Raw genomic sequence first — 15341 nt, forward strand, 5'->3', positions numbered from 1 at the left:
CGGGGGCGCCCGCCGCACCGGGACGACGCCGGGGCAGCGCGGCCGGGGCGCCGGTGCCCGAGGTGCCCGGAGCGTTCGATCCCGTGTCCGGTGAACCCGTACCCGCGACCTCGGGGAACGCGGCCTCCGGGGACGCGGCCTCCGGGGACGGAGGGATCGGGGACGCAGGGGCCGGGTCGTGCCGTCGTTCCAGCTCGTCGAGGCGTTGCAGGGTCGCCTGCAGGGTGGCCTCCGCGCTGTCCGCCCGGACGGTCTCCCGGCGGCCCTGTTCCACGAGGCGGGCGACCCAGCTCGCCCAGGCGTCGACCCCGGCCCGCCGGTAGCCCCACGGGGCGGTGCCGAACACCGGGGGCGACGCGTCGTCGGCGGCGTCGCGGCCGAACCGGGCGGCCACACCTGCGCCGCCGACCCGGTCGTCGACCCGGTCGGCGGTGTCGCCGTCGCGTTGTGTGCCCGCCGCACCCCGTCCTGTGATCACGGGCTCAGTCAACGGGCCCGATCCGGGGGCGCGCGAGCGCGACGGGCGGCGAACGGTCACCCGTTCGGCGAACGGTGACCACTCTCGGTGAACGGTCCGCTGTGGACGATCAGGCGAGGTGGACGTACTCGTACTCGAAGGGCTTGCCGTTGATCCCGTTCGACGGCGGCGCGATCCAGCCCGCGATCTTCCCGGGCTCGTAGACCGGGCGCATCAGGTTCTGCACGAACGTCCGGTCCGCCTCCGACGGCAGCCAGTCGTCCTGCCGGGACGCCCACACATCGGCGGAGATCAGGTCGCCCTTCGGGGTGAGCTCGTGGGAGGAGAACAGCCCGACCTGCCGGTTGAACCCGACGTGCGGGAGGTAGACGCGGTCGTCGAACCCGTTCTTCTCCAGGATGCGGTTCCAGCGCTTCAGCCCGGACTGGCAGTCCTTCACGTACTCGTTGCGCAGGTCCAGGTTCAGCGCCAGCAGGGCCGGGACCTCGTCGGTGACGACGCCGCCGTCGCGGACCTGCTCCATGCCGTAGCCGTCCTCGGTCAGCACGTGGTCGTCGCGACGCCGCTCCTCCTGCCAGCGGCCCTTGAGCCCGGCGGTGAAGTAGTTCGCCGCGTTCGTCGACTGCTCGGAGCCGAACAGGTCGAGGCTGACCGAGTAGTGGAAGTTGATGTACTTCTGGATCACGTCCAGCGGGATGCCGCCGTGCGGGGCGATGTCGGCGGTGTCGTGGGAGCGCATCAGCTCGCAGGTCCGCTGGATCACCCGGTCGATACCGGTGGTGCCCACGAACATGTGGTGGGCCTCCTCCTTCAACATGAACTCGCAGGTGCGCGAGAGCGGGTCGAAGGCGGACTCCTTCAACGTGCCGAGCTGGTACTTGCCGTCCCGGTCGGTGAAGTAGGTGAACATGAAGAACGACAGCCAGTCCGGGGTCTCCTCGTTGAACGCACCGAGGATGCGAGGGCTGTCGAGGTCGCCGGAGTTGCGCTGCAGCAGCGCCTCGGCCTCCTCGCGGCCGTTGCGGCCGAAGTAGGCGTGCAGCAGGTACACCATCGCCCAGAGGTGGCGGCCCTCCTCGACGTTGACCTGGAAGAGGTTGCGCAGGTCGTAGAGGCTGGGGGCGGTCTCGCCGAGGCGGCGCTGCTGCTCGACCGAGGCCGGCTCGGTGTCGCCCTGGATGACGATCAGGCGCTGCAGGTCGGCGCGGTACTCGCCGGGCACCTGCTGCCAGACCGGCTCGCCGCGGTTCTCGCCGAAGGCGATCCGGCGGTCGTCGGAGCGCTCGGCGAGGAACACGCCCCAGCGGTACTCCTCCATCGCGACGTGGCCGAACTGCGCCCAGCCCTCCTTGCCGACGTCGACGGCGGTGCGCAGGTAGACGTCCTGGGTCGGCACGGCCGGGCCCATCGTCTTCCACCAGGTGAGGAAGTTGGGCTGCCAGGACTCCAGGGCGCGCTGCAGCTTGCGGTCCCCGGCGAGGTCGACGTTGTTGGGGATCTTCTCGGAGTAGTCGATGCTCATGGCTCACACCCGCTTGCGGTCGAAGTCGGCCCTGCGGCCCGTCCCGTACTTGCGCAGTGCGCCCTCCGGCCCGGAGGCGTTCGGGCGCACGAAGATCCAGTTCTGCCAGGCGGTGAGCCGGCCGAAGATGCGGCTCTCCATCGTCTCCGGCCCGACGAACCGGTGGTTGGCCTCCATCCCGGTCAGCGCGTCCGGCGAGAGCGAGGCCCGCTCCTCGAGCATGATGCGGACCTCGTCGTCCCAGTCGATGTCGTCCGGGGCGTCGGTGACCAGGCCCAGCTCCAGCGCCTCGCCCGCGGTGAGGCGGCGCCCCACCTCCTTGCGGAGCGTGGCGACGTGGTCGTCGTCGCCGTGGAAGCGGCTCGCGAGCCGGGACGGCCCGTTGGGCATCGGGAAGGTGCCGAAGTTCGACGCCGTGAGCATGATCTGGGCCTCGTCGCCCTGCTCGTCGCCCTCGATCGTGCCGTCGAGCATGTACTGGCGGTCACACGCCAGGGCCAGCTCCAGCAGCGCACCGGCGAAGCAGGAGCCCGGCTCGACCAGCGCGATCAGGCTGCGGCTGGTGACGTCCAGGCGCTTGAGCGTGCGCTTGAAATAGTGCCGGATCTCGTTGACCAGCCAGTCGTCGCCCGAGTGCTGCTCGATGACGCGCTCGAAGGCCAGCGCGTCCTCGACGTCGCCCCGGGTGCGGATCACCCAGGTGCCCAGCTCGGGTTCGTTGCTGCGCAGCCGCAGGATCAGGTCGTCGAGCTGGCGGGTCATGGCCAGCGGCCAGAAGTCCGCGCCGAGGGCGTGCACGCGCTCGATGCTCTCCGGGACACCGCCCCCCGGCCCGTCGACGGTGATCTCCACCAGGCCCCGGTCACGGTCGAACTCCGCGCGCACGTGCGGGTAGGTGATGCCGTCGGCGGTCTCGGTGCGCTCCAGCGGGGGCAGCTCGATCCCGTCGTCCGCGGGCAGCCGCGTCGACGCCGCCGCGGCCTCGACGGCCCGCTCGGCCACGGTCTCGTCCCAGCGGCGCTTGGGGATCACCTCGTCGACGAGCTTCCACTCGACGGCCTGCTTCCCGCCGAAGCCCTCGGACCTCGTGGCGAACACGTCGGCGCGGTCCTTGCGGACGCGGCGCTTGTCGGTGACGCGGGTGAGGCCGCCGGTGCCGGGCAGCACGCCGAGCAGCGGGACCTCGGGCAGTGCGACGGTGGAGGAATTGTCGTCGATCAGCAGGATCCGCTCGCAGGCCAGCGCCATCTCGTAGCCGCCGCCGGCGGCCGTGCCGTTGACGGCGGCGATCCAGGTCTGGCCGGAGTACGCGGTCGCGTCCTCGATGCCGTTGCGGGTCTCGTTGGTGAACTTGCAGAAGTTCACCTTCCACGGGTGCGAGGACCCGGCGAGCATCCGGATGTTCGCGCCCGCGCAGAAGTTGCGGTCCTTGGCGCTGGTCAACACGACGGCCCTGACCCGGGGATGGGTGAACCGCAGCCGCTGGGTGATGTCGTAGAGCTCGATGTCGACGCCGAGGTCGTAGGAGTTCATCTTCAGCTCGTAGCCGGGGACGAGGCCGCCCGCCTCGTCGACGTCGAGCTTCACGTACGCGACCGTGGGGTCGTGCGGGTCGAGCGCGAGCTGCCAGTGCCGGTAGCCCGACGGGTCGCGGTCGAAGTCCACCGGCGGGACGTCTCCGTCGTCCGGGTCGACGGACGGGTCTGCACTGCTCATGGACTCCGCTCCTCCACGCGTCGTTGCGGCCATCAAAGACTACAACCAGATGACGTGGCGACGGAAGAGTGTGGAGTGTCGGGGTGTGGCCCGGCCGGCTCAGCCCTGGTTCTGCACCAGCGCGGCCGGGACCTGCTTGCGCAGCTCGCCGACGTCGTTGCGGGCGAAGCCGCGTGCGGTGAGCCAGGCGGTCACCGGCTCGGGGTCGGGGTGGCCGTGCGGCACGACGTTGTAGAGGTAGTTCAGCCGCCGCCGGCCCGCCTCGGCCTCCAACCGCTCCAGCACGAACGAGCCGACGCCGGAGTGCCGGGCCGCGGGGGCGACGAGGACCAGGATCTCGGCGTCACCCCAGCTGCCGTCGAGCCGGCCGTAGGCGACGGCCGTGCCGTCGGTGTCCTCGACGCGCCACCACTCGTCGCCGAGCGGGTCGCCGTCGCCGGGACGGCCGAGGCCGAACAGCGCGGGGTCGAGACCGTCGAGCACCCGGCCCTTCCGGTCGTCCCAGGTCGCGGGGGTCTCCGGGATCCAGTCCCACGTGTCCACGCCGGCCTCCTCGCCGTCGGTGTGTCCGCCGAGTGAACCCCGGCGGAGCGGCCCGGGTCGAGCGAACGTCCAACATCGAGACACCCCGGACGGTCCTCAGACCACCGTCTCCGGATCGCCGGGGTGCCCCGTGGCCCCCGGCAGCGCGGCGGCGTGCGCGCGCAGCCGGTAGCGCTGGATCTTCCCGGTGGGGGTCTTGGGCAGCTCGTCGACGGTGACCACGGCGCGCGGCCGCTTGAACGAGGCCAGCCCCTCGCGGCAGAACGCGACCAGCTCGGCCTCCGACGGCGCCGCCGCCGGGTCGCGGGGCACGACGAACGCGACCGGCTTGTCCAGCCCGTCGTCGTCCGGGATCCCGACGACGACCGCCTCCGCGAGCCCCGGATGCTCCAGCAGGCGGGTCTCGACCTCGCCGGGGGAGACCCAGATACCCCCGACCTTGAGGACGTCGTCGGCCCGGCCCAGGCAGGTCCACGACCCGTCCTCGCCGCGGACGTACTGGTCTCCGGTGCGCATCCAGCGGCCCTGGAACACCGCGCGGTTGATCTCCGTACGGCACCAGTAGCCGGTGCACACCGAGTCGCCCGCGACGTAGAGCATGCCCTGCTCGCCGGGGCCGTCGATGACGCTGCCGTCCGGCCGTCGCAGCTCCACCTCGTAGCCGGGGACCGGGAAGCCGGAGCTCCCCGGCACGACCTCGCCCGGCCGGTTGGAGATGAAGATGTGCAGTGCCTCGGTGGAGCCGATCCCGTCCAGGACCTCGAAGCCGTAGCGGCCGAGGACGCCGTGGAACATCCGCGCGGGCAGCGCCTCGCCCGCCGACGCGCCGCGGCGCACGGTGGCGAACCGCTCGCGCGGCAGCTCGGCGGCGATCATCGGGCCCCAGAAGCTGGGGACGGCGAAGAACAGCGTCGCGCCGTGCTGCTCGGCGAGGCGGGAGTAGTGCTCGGGGTTCGGCCGGGACGGTTCCAGGACGGTGCAGGCGCCGACCGAGAGCGGGAAGAACATCGAGTTGCCGATGCCGTAGGCGAAGAACAGCTTCGCGACCGACAGGCAGACGTCGTCGCGGTGGATTCCGAGGACCTGGCGGCCGTAGGTGTCGGCGACGAACCGGATGTCGTCGTGGCGGTGCATGGCGCCCTTGGGCTTGCCGGTCGTGCCCGAGGTGTAGAGCCAGAGCGCCTGGGACTCCCCCCAGGTCGGGTGCGGCTCGGGCAGCGGGTCGGCGCCGTCGAGCAGGGCGTCCCAGGTCAGGGAGGTGACCCCGGCGACCAGCGGGTCGGCCCCGGTCAGTACGACGCGCTCCAGGTCGGGCGCCCCCGCGACGGCCTCGGTGAGGTGCTCGGCGAACGTCTCGCCGCCGATCACGGTGGTCGCCCGCGAGTCCCGGACGAGCACGGCGAGCTCGCGTCCGGTCAGCATCGTCGAACACGGCACGGCGACCGCGCCGGCCCACAGGGTCGCGAGGATCGCGGTGAACAGCTCGACGTCGTCGGGCATCACGAGCAGCACGCGCTGCTCGGGCCGCACGCCGGCCCGGCGCAGGGCCCCGGCGACGAGCCGTACCCGGTCGGTCAGTGCGGCGTAGGTGAGCGAGCCACCGGGGAACCGGACGGCGGTGCGGTGTCCGTCCCCGGCCTCGACCCGCGCGGCGGTGAGGTGCGCGGCGGCGTTGAACGCCGCCGGCGCCTGCTGCGCGCTGCGGGGGACGGGCACGGTGGTGTGGGCGGGATCGACGTTGTCGACGCTGACGACATCGGCCATGGTGGGTGGCTCCTGTGCCGGTTCGGGGACCTGTGATGCTACACACATCGGACGGCGCGTCAACGGTGTGTAGATCGACGACGGGCCGGTGCGGGGCGGCCGGGACCGGCTCCTAGGCTCACCGTCCGTGGGGACCCTCGTCAGCTTCCATGCCCATCCCGACGACGAGTCGATCGGCACCGCCGGCACGCTCGCCAAGGCCGCCGCGCTCGGCCACCGCGTCGTCCTCGTCTTCGCCACCCGTGGCGAGCTGGGGGAGCCGGTACCCGGCGTCCTGGCCGAAGGGGAGCAGCTGCCGGTCCGCCGCTCCGCGGAGTGCCACGCCTCGGCCCGCGCCCTCGGCGTCGCCCGCGTGGAGTTCCTCGGCTACGTCGACTCCGGGATGATGGGCGAGCCCAGCAACGACGCCCCCTACTGCTTCTGGCAGGCCCCGGTGGAGCATGCGGCCAAGAGGCTCGCGCTGATCCTCGAGGAGGAGGAGGCCGACGTCCTCACCACCTACGACGACAACGGCGGCTACGGCCACCCCGACCACATCCAGGTGCACCGGGTGGGCGCCCGCGCGGGCGAGCTCGCCGGGGTGCCGGTCGTCGCGCAGAACACCACCAACCGGGACTGGCTGCTGCGCGGGATGAAGGGGCTGCGCGCCGACGGCGGCGCCGACTTCTCCCTCGACATCCCCGACGACCCGTCGTTCGGCAAGCCCGAGTCCGAGATCACCCACCGGGTCGAGGCCGTCGAGTACGCCGAGACCAAGCGGGCCTCGATGCGGGCGCACGCCAGCCAGATGGGCCCCGACCACTTCATGCTGACGATGCCGGACCCGGTGTTCGCGATGGGGCTGGGCACCGAGTTCTACATCGTCGACGCGCAGCCCAACCCGGCCACCGCGCCCGAGATCTGGACCGAGGTCTTCGAGCCGCTCAGGTGACGCCCGCGCGCCGGTCCCACGCCCGCATCAGCGCGGCGTGGGCCGGGCGTTCCACCAGCCGGGTCAGCACCCAGCCGAGCAGCACCGCCGTCGCCAGCATCGCCGCGGACTGCAGCAGCGGCCCGGCGCCGAGGTCCTGCAGCCGGCGCATCAGCACGTAGCCGACGGTCTGGTGCACCAGGTAGACGCCGTAGGAGATGCCGGCGAGCCTGCGCGCCGCCGTCGCCAGCGGGGCGGGCATCCGCGAGCCCCGCCGGGGCAGCCGGGCCACCACGGCGACGAGCGCGATCCCGGCGCAGACCAGCGCGGCGGCGACCGCGTCGAGGTGGTCGATGTCGATCCGCACGACGCCGTCGGGCCCCGGCTCGAGGCCGTGCACGAACTGGGCCAGGCCGCACACCGCGAGCAGGGCGATCGCGTGCGGGGTGCGCATCCGCCGGGTTGACCACAGCCACACCGCGATCCCGGCCACGAACAGGTGCAACCGGTGGAACCCCAGCCCGTCGACGACGGTCCGGTACCACCACGGCGGGTCGGCGACGTCGCCCGGCCGCGCCCGCAGCGGCCACAGCAGCAGCGGGACGACCACCATCGCCCACAGCAGCACCCGCAGCCGCGGCCCGTACCCCCAGCGCGTCACGCTCAGCACCGCGGCGGCGGTGAACGCCATCAGCTGCAGCGGCAACGTCCAGAACGCCGGGTCGAGCCACGGGTAGCGCTCGGTGTCCCAGTTCCCCAGCATCAGCCAGTTGACGACCATCTCCCGTGCCGGCGGCGACGCCCAGTCCGGCGGGGACACGAAGCGCAGGGCCACCCAGGCCAGCGGCACCGCGACGACGAACGCCGGCAGCAGCCGCGCGACCCGCCCCCACCAGTAGCGCCCGGGGGAGTGGCGGCCGAGCGTCGCGCAGGCGAAGTAGGCCGAGACGACCAGCAGCAGGCTCGCCCCGACCTGGTGGTCGAAGGAGACGCTGCGCGGCGCCAGCTCCGGGTGGAGCACCGGGCCGAGGTGCGTGGCGTGGTAGAGCACGACCAGCAGCACGAAGGTGCTGCGCAGTACGTCCCAGCCGGGCTCCCGGCGACGGGTCCCCGGCGGGGGTGTCGGAACCACCACATCTCCACCGTCGCACACCGCCGGCGACCTGTTGATCCGGGTGAAGGGCGCCCTGAGTGCGCGGTCGGGGGCTGTCGGTTCTACTCTCCGTAGAGCACAATCGGCGCGCGCCGTGCGACGAGCCGGGACCCACGGAGTGGATCTCCCGGACCGGACGGGCGCCGCTCGCCGGTCGGGAAGTAGAGTCTGCCCGTCCGCGAGGACGTGCTCAGGTCAGGCAAGTGCATGGAGGCCCAGGTGACAGCCGTCGAGCCCAAGCCGATCTCGACGCGCCCGTATCCGGCGCGGCGTGAGGGCAAGGGATCCACGTTCCTCAAGATGTTGAGGACGACGGACCCGAAGGACATCGCGATCCTCTATCTGACGACGTCGTTCGGCTTCTTCGCCGTCGGCGGGGTCATGGCGCTGCTGATCCGCGCCGAGCTCGCGCGGCCGGAACTGCAGTTCCTGTCGACCGAGCAGTACAACCAGCTGTTCACCATGCACGGCACGATCATGCTGCTGCTGTTCGCGACGCCGATCGTCTTCGGTTTCGCGAACTACATCGTGCCGCTGCAGATCGGTGCCCCCGACGTCGCGTTCCCGCGGCTCAACTCGTTCTCGTACTGGCTGTACCTGTTCGGCGGCCTCATCGTCGTCTCCGGCTTCCTGACCCCCGGTGGTGCCGCCGACTTCGGCTGGTTCGCCTACACCCCGCTGTCGGACGCGGTGCGTTCGCCGGGGCCGGGCGGTGACCTCTGGATCATGGGGCTGGTCGTCTCCGGCCTGGGCACGATCCTGGGTGGCGTCAACTTCGTGACGACCATCGTCTGCATGCGCGCGCCCGGCATGACGATGTTCCGGATGCCGATCTTCACCTGGAACATCTTCATCACCGCGCTGCTGATCCTGATCGCGTTCCCGATCCTGACCGCCGCGCTGCTCGCGCTGGCCGCGGACCGCCACCTCGGTGCGCAAATCTTCAACCCGGCCAACGGTGGTGTGGTGCTCTGGCAGCACCTGTTCTGGTTCTTCGGCCATCCGGAGGTCTACATCGTCGCGTTGCCGTTCTTCGGCATCGTCTCGGAGATCTTCCCGGTGTTCGCCCGCAAGCCGATCTTCGGCTACAAGGGCCTGGTCTTCGCGACCATCGCCATCGCGGCGCTGTCGGTCGCGGTGTGGGCGCACCACATGTACGCCACCGGCGCGATCATGCTCTCGTTCTTCGCCTTCACCACGTTCCTCATCGCCATCCCGACGGGCGTCAAGTTCGTCAACTGGATCGGCACCCTGTGGAAGGGCAAGATCACCTACGAGACGCCGATGCTGTTCTCGGTCGGCTTCCTCGTCACGTTCCTCTTCGGCGGCCTGACCGGCATCCTGCTCGCGATGCCGCCGGTGGACTTCCACGTGTCGGACACCTACTTCGTCGTCGCGCACTTCCACTACGTGCTCTACGGCACGATCGTGTTCGCGACCTTCGGCGGGATCTACTTCTGGTTCCCGAAGATGACCGGCCGCTTCCTCGACGAGAAGCTCGGCAAGATCCACTTCTGGCTGACCTTCCTCGGGTTCCACCTGACCTTCCTGGTGCAGCACTGGCTGGGCAACGAGGGCTACCCGCGTCGCTACGCGGACTACCTGCCCTCGGACGGCTTCACCACGCTGAACACGATCTCCTCGATCGGCGCGTTCATCCTCGGTGCCTCGACGCTGCCGTTCTTCTACAACGTGTTCAAGAGCTACCGGTTCGGCCGGGTCTGCACCGTCGACGACCCGTGGGGCTTCGGCAACTCGCTGGAGTGGGCCACCTCGTCCCCGCCGCCGCGGCACAACTTCACCGAGCTGCCCCGGATCCGCTCCGAGCGCCCGGCGTTCGACCTGCACTACCCGCACCTGGTCGAGAAGGCGCGCGCCGAGGCGCACGTCGGCAACCGGGCGCACCCGACCGAGGTCCTCGCGCAGCAGGTCGGCAAGGAGTCCATGCCGGACGACGACCCCAAGTCGACCTGAGGTGTCGGCGGCTCACCCCGTCCCTCCCGGTCCGGCCCGGCCCACCGTGCTTGTCACGGTGACCGGGCCGGACCGGCCCGGTGTCAGCTCCGTGCTGTTCACCGCGCTCACCACGGCCGGCGTCGAGCTGCTCGACCTGGAACAGGTCGTGGTGAACGGCCGGCTCACCCTGGGCGCGCTCGTCGTGCCGGCAGGGGATCCGGAGGACCTGCAGGAGACGGTGGGCGCGGCGATGGACTCCATCGCCATGACCGTGCACATCGAGATCCAGCGTGACGGCCGTCAGGCCGCCCGGACGCCGTCGACGCACGTCGTCACGGTCCTGGGCAGGCCGATCACGGCCCGCGCGTTCGGCGCGATCGCCGCGGAACTCGCCGCGGTCGGCGCCAACATCGACTCCATCCGCCGGGTCGCCGACTACCCGGTGACCGGGCTGGAGCTGCTCGTCTCCCCGGTCCCCGAGGGCGACGCCGACGACTACCCGCCCGGCACGCTGCGCAGGCGGCTGGTCCGGGTGGCCCGGCAGGCGGGCGTCGACGTCGCGGTGACACGGGCCGGGCTGGCCCGGCGCAGCAAGCGGCTCATCGTGTTCGACGTCGACTCCACCCTGATCCAGGGCGAGGTCATCGAGATGCTGGCCGCCCGCGCGGGGGCCGACGTCGAGGCCGAGGTCCGGCGGGTCACCGAGGAGGCCATGGCGGGCAGGCTCGACTTCACCGAGTCGCTGACCCGCCGCGTCGCCGCGCTGGAGGGGCTGCCCGCCTCCGTCGTCGACGAGGTGGCCGCCGGGATCGAGCTGACCCCCGGCGCCCGCACCACGATCCGCACGCTGCGCAGGCTCGGCTTCCGCTGCGGCGTCGTCTCGGGTGGGTTCACCCAGGTCATCGCCGGTCTCGCCCGCGAGCTCAAGCTCGACTTCGTGGCCGCGAACGAGCTGGAGATCTCCGGGGGGAAGCTCACCGGGCGGGTCGTCGGCGAGGTCGTCGACCGGGCCGGGAAGGCCGTCGCACTGCGCCGGTTCGCCGAGGCCCACGGCATCCCGCTCGACCAGACCGTCGCGGTCGGCGACGGCGCGAACGACATCGACATGCTCTCCACCGCCGGGCTCGGGGTGGCGTTCAACGCCAAGCAGGCGCTGCGCGAGATCGCCGACACCTCGGTGTCGGTGCCCTACCTCGACGTCGTGCTGTTCGTCCTGGGCATCACCCGCACCGAGGTCGAGGCCGCCGACGCCGCCGAGGGTGTGCTCCGCCGGGTCCCGCTGGCGTGACCGGTCCCGCACCGATCCTGGATCTGCTCGCGGGCCGCTACGGGTCCGGGGCGCGGGAGCGCGACATCGCGCCGGAGGCCGACGGCGTCGTCCGGGCTATGCCGGTCGTGCTGCGGATCGAGCGCGACCCGCTCCCCGGACGCACCGCGCTGCTGGAGGCCGCCGCGACGGCCGCGGTCGCCGTCTGCACCGACCCGCGGGCCCAGCCCGGCGGCGAGTGGTCCGACGCCGTCGCCCCCTGGGTGGACGGGCGCATCCGCAAGATCGCCCGCCGGGCGCGCGGCGCGCACTGGCGTGCGGTCCAGGAGCTGCCCGGCGTGACGGTGCAGGTCGGCGACGCCGAGGCCCGCGCGCTGTTGCCCGGACCGGTCGACGAAGCGCCGAAGGTGGTGTCGCGGCTGCAGATCGGGGGCACCGAGCTGCCCGTCGACGAGCCGGGCCCGCCCGATCCGGGCGCCCCGCTGGTGCTGCTGTCCCCGTACGCGGAGATGACGGTCGGCAAGGCGGCCGCGCAGGTCGGGCACGCCACGATGCTGCTCGGTGCGGCCCTCGGCTGGCCGGTCGGTGCGGCACCGGTGTGCGCGGTGCGGACCGCGGACCGGGCCGCCTGGGACCGGCTGTGCCCGGTCGCCGACGACGGCACCGACGGCGTGGTCGGAGTACGGGACGCCGGCTTCACGGAGGTCGACCCGGGCACCATGACCTGCCTCGCGCTGGCCCGGGCCGCGTTTGCCGGGACCGCCGGGCGGTGATCCACCGGGTGTGACCACACACCCCTCCGCCGGTGCCCGCGACTGGGGCGGCCGGCTGCCCCGCAACGAGTCCCTCGACCTCGACGACGAGCAGCGCGCCACCGCCGAGCGGCTCCACTCCGGCTCGGTCCGGTGGGCCGAGGAGTCCGGCTTCGCCGCCACCGACGACGACGGCGGCCTCATCGGCCCGTTCAACGCCTTCGTGCTGCGGCCCGGCCCCGGGAAGGCCTTCAACCGATGGGTCGGCACCGACCAGCGGGACTCGTCGCTGTCGGCCACCGTGCGCGAGGTCGTGATCCTCACCGTCGGCGCGGCCTGGGGCGCGGCGTACGAGCTGTACGCCCACACCGCCGTCGCCCGGTCGGTCGGGCTGACCGAGGACGCGGTGCGGGCGCTGCACGACGGCGCCGCCGCCGACGTGCTGACCGGCGACGAGCTCGTCGTGCACCGGTTCGTCGACGAGCTGGTCCGCACCCACCGGGTGTCCGACGGGACCTACGCCGCGGCCGAGGCCGCGCTCGGCCGCGACGGGGTGCTCGACACCGTGCACCTCACCGGCATGTACCTGTCGGTGTCGGCGCTGCTGAACGCTTTCGAGATCCCGGCGCCGGAGATCCCCCCGGCACCGTGAGCACCCGGGCCCCGCGGTCAGACGGTCGCGGTGAGGGTGACCTCGACGTTGCCGCGGGTGGCCTTGGAGTACGGGCACACCTGGTGGGCTGCCTCGACGAGCTCGTCGGCGGCCGCCTGGTCCAGACCCGGCAGGTGCGCGGTGATGTCGGCGGCCACGTGGAAGCTCACATCGTCGGGCGCCAGCTGGATGGTGGCGGTGACCTGCGTGTCGTCGGGGACGGTGGTCTTCGCCGTGCGGGCGGCCAGCCTCAGCGCGCCGTGGAAGCAGGCCGCGTAGGCCGCGGCGAACAGCTGCTCGGGGTTGGTGGCGCCCCCGGGGCCGCCCAGCTCCGGCGGCATCGTCAGGTCCTGGTCGATGAAGCCGTCGTCGCTGCGGACGTGGCCGTCGCGGCCGCCGCCGGTCGAGGTGGCCTCGGTCGTGTAGTTCGCCACGGGTGCGCCTCCGGATTCGATTGGTTGCACACAACCTATATCGGGTCGGGGCCCGTCCGCCGTGTGGAGCCGGTCACGAGGACTCGCGCAGCCGGCGCAGTGCGCCGTGCACCTTCTCCCGGTCGGTGGTCTCCCAGAACGGGGGCAGGCTCGCCCGCAGGAAGCCGCCGTAGCGCGCGGTCGCGATCCGCGGGTCCAGGATCGCGACGACGCCGCGGTCGTCGGTGGCGCGCAGCAGCCGTCCGGCGCCCTGGGCGAGCAGGAGCGCCGCGTGCGTCGCCGACACCGACAGGAAGCCGTTCCCGCCGCGCGCGTCGGTGGCCTTCTGCCGGGCCGCGATCAGCGGGTCGTCCGGGCGCGGGAACGGGATCCGGTCGATGATCACGCAGGACAGCGACGGGCCGGGCACGTCGACGCCCTGCCACAGCGACAGCGTGCCGAACAGCGAGGTCTCCGGGTCCTCGGCGAACCGCTTGACCAGCAGCATCGTGGAGTCGTCGCCCTGGCACAGCAGGGGCGTGTCGAGCTTGCCGCGCAGTGCCTCGGTGGCCTGCTTCGCCGCGCGGGTCGAGGAGAACAGACCCAGCGTGCGGCCCCCGGCGGCGCGGACGAGTCCCTCGATCTCGTCGAGGGTCTCCGGCGCGAGGCCGTCGCGGCCGGGGCTGGGTAGCCGCCGGGCGAGGTAGAGGATCCCGGACTTGGCGTGCGCGAACGGGGACCCGACGTCGAGGCCCTGCCAGCGCGGCGCCTCCGGGTCCTGGACCGGGCCGTGCCCCTCGTCGACGCTCGACGGCGGGGTGGCCCCGGCCTCCCTGGGCTGCGAGGCCGGCAGGCCCCACTGACGGGCCAGCGCGTCGAACGACCCGCCCAGGGCCAGGGTCGCCGAGGTCAGCACGGTGGTGCGGGTGTTGAACAGCCGCTCGCGCAGCAGCCCGCCCACCGACAGCGGCGCGACCCGCAGCACCTTGTGGCGGGAGCCGTCGGGACCCTGCTCACCCAGCCAGACGACGTCGCGGCGCGTGGCCGCGTCGGTCTCGGAGAACGTCTCCAGCAGCCGCGCGGCGGTGTCGACGACCTCGTCGAGCACGGCCTGGGCGAGCTTGCGCGCGGCGGCGCCCTCGGGGTCGGCGTCGTCGCTGCGCTTGTTCGCGCCCATCGACTGCCGGCAGCCCGCCCCGGCCGACAGGATCGCGTTCAGTGCGCCCGCGGCGGCGGTGGTCAGCGACTCCCAGCGCCCGGGGGGCATGTCCTCCAGCACCGCGGCGAGACCCTCACCGGCCTCCGCGAGCCGGTCCGCGGTGTCCTGGTCGACGAGCTTTCCGCAGCGCCGGGCCGCGGTCGCGACGGTGCCCGCGGTCAGCTCGGCGGTGGCCGCGCCGGTGACCCGGTCGACGAGCTCGTGCGCCTCGTCGACGATCACGACGTCGTGCTCGGGGAGCACCTGAGCCTCACCCATGGCGTCGATCGCGAGAAGGGCGTGGTTGGTGACGACGATGTCGGCCCGCCCCGCCTCGGCCTTCGCCTTCTCGGCGAAGCAGTCCTCGCCGACCGGGCAGCGGCTCGCGCCGAGGCACTCCCGCGCGGTCACCGACACCTGCCGCCACGCGGAGTCCGGGACGCCGGGGACCAGCTCGTCGCGGTCCCCGGTCCCGGTGTCCGACGACCACTCGTGCAGCCGCTTCACCTGCCGCCCGAGCGCCGAGATGGCGAACGCGTCGAACAGTTGCTCGTCGCCCGGATCGTCGTCCATGTCGCCGTGGAGCTTGTTCATGCACAGGTAGTTCCGCCGCCCCTTGAGGATGGCGAAGGTGGGCTCGCGGCCCAGCACCTTCTTCAGGCTCTTCGCGACGCGCGGCAGGTCCCGGTCCACGAGCTGGCGCTGGAGCGCGATCGTCGCCGTCGAGACGACGACCGTGGTGTCGCGGGCGATCGCGTGCCGGATCGCGGGCACGAGGTAGGCCAGCGACTTCCCGGTGCCGGTGCCCGCCTGCACGGCCAGGTGCTCTCCGGACGACAGCGAGCGGCGCACCGCGTCGGCCATCCGGTCCTGGCCCTCGCGGCGGGAGCCGCCGACCGAGGTGACGGCCACCTCGAGCAGCTCGTGCACACCGGGCAGGTCCTGGGTCCGCACGGGGGCCGTCGAGGGGGGAGGCACGTCCGGCAGGTTACCGAGCGCCCCCGACAGGTCCGGCCG

Annotated in this window: 13 protein-coding genes; 5 read left to right on the forward strand and 8 right to left on the reverse strand. The window is 72.5% G+C overall.

Translation table 11 applies throughout. The annotated features are described in order from the left end of the window. The 5 genes from GTW08_RS21745 to GTW08_RS21765 all read right to left on the reverse strand — a co-directional run. Nucleotides 1-478 (reverse strand): hypothetical protein (locus tag GTW08_RS21745; protein ID WP_202417510.1); only part of this gene is annotated, 478 nt, incomplete at its 3' end. 109 nt (nt 479-587) lie between these two features. Then, the gene (gene boxB / locus GTW08_RS21750; RefSeq protein WP_073576197.1) at nt 588-2000 is read right to left on the reverse strand and encodes a benzoyl-CoA 2,3-epoxidase subunit BoxB; all 1413 of its coding nucleotides are present in this window, start codon (nt 1998-2000) and stop codon (nt 588-590) included. Between the two features lie 3 nt (nt 2001-2003). After that, nucleotides 2004-3716 carry a 2,3-epoxybenzoyl-CoA dihydrolase gene (gene boxC, locus GTW08_RS21755; protein WP_073576196.1) on the reverse strand — a complete coding sequence of 571 codons (1713 nt, stop codon included), beginning with the start codon at nt 3714-3716 and terminating at the stop codon, nt 2004-2006. A 99-nt stretch (nt 3717-3815) separates the two neighbouring features. After that, nucleotides 3816-4259, reverse strand: a complete 444-nt coding sequence (locus GTW08_RS21760) for a GNAT family N-acetyltransferase (protein WP_073576195.1) — start codon at nt 4257-4259, stop codon at nt 3816-3818. Nucleotides 4260-4355: 96 nt separating this feature from the next. Beyond that, nucleotides 4356-6023: a benzoate-CoA ligase family protein gene (locus GTW08_RS21765; protein WP_100879812.1), complete on the reverse strand. Its 1668-nt coding sequence runs from the start codon at nt 6021-6023 to the stop codon at nt 4356-4358. A gap of 127 nt (nt 6024-6150) precedes the next feature. On the opposite strand from GTW08_RS21765, the gene GTW08_RS21770 reads away from it, so the two are divergent. Continuing rightward, nucleotides 6151-6954 (forward strand): PIG-L family deacetylase, encoded by an 804-nt coding sequence (locus GTW08_RS21770; RefSeq protein WP_073576194.1) that lies wholly within the window; start codon nt 6151-6153, stop codon nt 6952-6954. On the opposite strand, the gene GTW08_RS21775 is transcribed toward GTW08_RS21770, so the two are convergent. Further along, nucleotides 6947-8065: an acyltransferase family protein gene (locus tag GTW08_RS21775; RefSeq protein WP_174565880.1), complete on the reverse strand. Its 1119-nt coding sequence runs from the start codon at nt 8063-8065 to the stop codon at nt 6947-6949. The two genes, GTW08_RS21770 and GTW08_RS21775, sit on opposite strands and share 8 nt — an antisense overlap. A gap of 240 nt (nt 8066-8305) precedes the next feature. On the opposite strand from GTW08_RS21775, the gene ctaD reads away from it, so the two are divergent. From ctaD to GTW08_RS21795, 4 genes are read left to right on the forward strand one after another with little or no spacing between them, the layout of a single operon-like run. Beyond that, nucleotides 8306-10060 (forward strand): cytochrome c oxidase subunit I, encoded by a 1755-nt coding sequence (gene ctaD, locus GTW08_RS21780; RefSeq protein ID WP_073576297.1) that lies wholly within the window; start codon nt 8306-8308, stop codon nt 10058-10060. A 46-nt stretch (nt 10061-10106) separates the two neighbouring features. Continuing rightward, a complete protein-coding gene (gene serB, locus GTW08_RS21785; RefSeq protein ID WP_208623051.1) occupies nt 10107-11330 on the forward strand; it encodes a phosphoserine phosphatase SerB in 1224 nt (407 codons plus the stop codon). After that, complete coding sequence (locus GTW08_RS21790; RefSeq protein WP_073576191.1) at nt 11327-12082, forward strand: peptidyl-tRNA hydrolase; 756 nt, start codon at nt 11327-11329, stop codon at nt 12080-12082. Before serB ends, GTW08_RS21790 begins: the two co-directional genes overlap by 4 nt. 10 nt (nt 12083-12092) lie before the next feature. After that, nucleotides 12093-12713: a carboxymuconolactone decarboxylase family protein gene (locus GTW08_RS21795; RefSeq protein WP_157818486.1), complete on the forward strand. Its 621-nt coding sequence runs from the start codon at nt 12093-12095 to the stop codon at nt 12711-12713. A gap of 17 nt (nt 12714-12730) precedes the next feature. On the opposite strand, the gene GTW08_RS21800 is transcribed toward GTW08_RS21795, so the two are convergent. Both GTW08_RS21800 and GTW08_RS21805 read right to left on the reverse strand, forming a co-directional pair. Further along, nucleotides 12731-13147 carry an organic hydroperoxide resistance protein gene (locus tag GTW08_RS21800; RefSeq protein WP_073576190.1) on the reverse strand — a complete coding sequence of 139 codons (417 nt, stop codon included), beginning with the start codon at nt 13145-13147 and terminating at the stop codon, nt 12731-12733. Nucleotides 13148-13220: 73 nt separating this feature from the next. Next, the gene (locus tag GTW08_RS21805; protein WP_073576295.1) at nt 13221-15302 is read right to left on the reverse strand and encodes an ATP-dependent DNA helicase; all 2082 of its coding nucleotides are present in this window, start codon (nt 15300-15302) and stop codon (nt 13221-13223) included. Between the last annotated feature and the right edge of the window lie 39 nt (nt 15303-15341).

The sequence above is a fragment of the Pseudonocardia sp. SID8383 genome (genome assembly GCF_009864975.1).
GTDB classification, from domain to species: domain Bacteria; phylum Actinomycetota; class Actinomycetes; order Mycobacteriales; family Pseudonocardiaceae; genus Pseudonocardia; species Pseudonocardia alni.